Origin of the sequence: Erythrobacter sp., assembly GCF_038133525.1 — a bacterium.
Taxonomy (GTDB): domain Bacteria; phylum Pseudomonadota; class Alphaproteobacteria; order Sphingomonadales; family Sphingomonadaceae; genus Qipengyuania.
In genome coordinates, this window is the sequence record NZ_JAYPTL010000081.1 from 7,031 (window position 1) to 9,344 (window position 2,314).

The following is a 2,314-nucleotide window of genomic DNA, read 5'->3' on the forward strand; positions in this document are numbered from 1 at the left end:
CCGAGGAGGCGATCCTTCTGGCGAGCGAGCCGAGGGACGTGCGCGAGTACCTGGCGAAGCGAGCGTCCAAGGCCAGCTACTTTGACCCTATCAGCGCCGAGGCGGAAGGCGAGCTGCTGGCCCGCGACGACCACCTGGTTGACCTCTCTCTCGCGGAGTACTGCCTGCATCCCGAGACCGCGCAGGCATTGTTCGAGCGCGACCAGGGCGACTGCGCGATCAGGGCGCTCGTCCTTTCGAATCGCGCGTTGGGCAAGGCATCCTTTTCTCGAGGATTTCCCGAGTGTCTCTTCGGGTCCAAGGAGGCGCTGACGGACTACCTCCGAACCGTGACGCCGGACGAGCGGGCGACCCTCTTCAGCAACCCCTCCCTCGACGAGAGCTTCCTTGAGTCCTTTCTGTCGCTCGGCGAACCATGGGAGGCAATGGACCCGGAGCAACGGCTCTGGGCGCTAGATAACCTCGCCTCCAATGAGAAGCTCGGCCACGAGCGCTCCACGGCCGATTACGATGACGGGTGGGACTGGTACACGGCGGGCAAGCCCTTCGCAGCGGCTTGGGCCCTCATCGAGAAGCTGGATCCGAGCGCGGAGAACGCCAGACACCTGAGCAGCCTGCTTCGGAACCTGCCGGCCGACAGCTCCAAGACCGAGGGCGTCGCACAGGCGCTTGAACGGTGGAAATGCGGCGCGGTCGAGGCCGAGAAGGAGGCAGAGCAAAACTCGAAGGGGCGGCTCTCAGAGTTCCAGGAGGTCCGGCAGGCCGGGGCGAGGCTCCTCGTCGGCAGGCACGACGCGGAGCCCGGCCTCTACATAGACAGCGAAGACGTTGCCCTCCGGTGCGGAGCTTATGAGGCGTCGCGAAAGCTGGACGCCGATGCGGTCAAAGCGGCGGTGGAGCGCGACGGTGAGCTCGCCCGGGTGCACTTGGTCCGCAATAGGGAGCTCTGGCGCAGGGAGAAGTCCCGAGACCTCCTGTCGGACGTAGTCTTAAGAAGCTCGGAGACCGAGGAGCCGAGGTGGGAGTTCCGGAGACGCGAAGCCCACTACCGTAAGGAGTTCCCCGGCTGGTTCGAGGGCGAAGAGTACTCGGAGCCGGACGAGAGGCCCATCAGCGAGAGCTCGATCGCGGACCTAGTTTCGGGCGTAGCCGGAGACCCCGCCGTGAGGGGCCTCCACGAGAGGCTGGCCGCGGTGGAGAAGTCTCAGCAGACGCTGTTCTGGATGGTCGCGGCGGCGCTCCTCATACTCGTCGCGCAAATGTGGGGATGAGGTTTACGGTTCCTCTTCGGTTCTTGCGGACGCGACGCCACCGCAAGAGAGCAGAAAGTGCGGCCTAAGCCGCCGACAAAAGAGACAAAGTGGTGGACGCACTAGGGCTCGAGCTTAGGACTGCTGATTAAGAGGCGAGGCATTTCACCAAAATTATTGAACTATGTCAGTTGCCTAGATGCATCCGTGCAGCTGCCATTTGAAGCACTAAATAGCTTAAACACGTTTGCCCTATCATGCCCTGCGACACAAATTTACCTACACAATTGGGTGCATTGTTGGACTTGTCACAGCCAGTCATGCTGCATCGTCGGATAGGTTTGACGCGTCGGGAACCGAGTTAGCTTCTCTGCGCATCAGCGTGCGAATAGCGCAGTCCGCTGGGACGAAGGCCTGCTCGTAGCCAAGGGCATGCCAGTCGATTTCAGTGCGGGCGCCAATCTGATCCTGGTGCAACTTGTCCCGAACGTCTGAGGTCGTTCGGACAGCAGCATCCAACCCATACTCTCCGATGGGATCGTACACCCCACACAGTACAGGTCGCCAGACGTTGCGGTTGATCCTTCCGTACACCGCTTCATGGTGACCGTTATGACTCAACCAATGAGCGGCTCCGAGCCCTTCGAGCACGGAGAACGCGCCGACGCAGAACTCGAATATTAACGTTTGGAAGTATGGTTCGAATAATACCCCGTGCTGGCCGGGGGGCCGCAACGCGTGCGGGAGAATCAAGGCCTTCTTAAGTTCAAGGCCAACGAGAATGTGCTTGAGATTGGACGTCAACCGGCCGCGCACGTCCTGGTGGAGGTCGGGAGGGATGTTTCGGTCCAACCATGCCGGCCAGTGGTTGGCATGGGAGAGATGGACCCAACCATCCGGGCGCTCATCCGATGAAGTGATGAAATACATTGATCAGCATCGGTCCCTAATGACGCAAGCGGCGGCAAACTGTCACACCTTGCAGTCAATGTTGCTCTTCGGTGGATGTGTTTGAGGTAGGCGATCGAATGTCCGTGTCGCGTAGGCGTATGCTTGCGCCATCG

The 2,314-nt window shown here is 60.9% G+C and carries 2 protein-coding genes; one reads left to right on the forward strand and one right to left on the reverse strand.

The features are described from left to right. Positions 1-1,271 (forward strand): hypothetical protein (locus tag AAFM29_RS15460; protein WP_341713678.1); only part of this gene is annotated, 1,271 nt, incomplete at its 5' end. Between the two features lie 297 nt (positions 1,272-1,568). On the opposite strand, the gene AAFM29_RS15465 is transcribed toward AAFM29_RS15460, so the two are convergent. Then, complete coding sequence (locus AAFM29_RS15465; protein ID WP_341713679.1) at positions 1,569-2,180, reverse strand: hypothetical protein; 612 nt, start codon at positions 2,178-2,180, stop codon at positions 1,569-1,571. Positions 2,181-2,314: the final 134 nt, after the last annotated feature.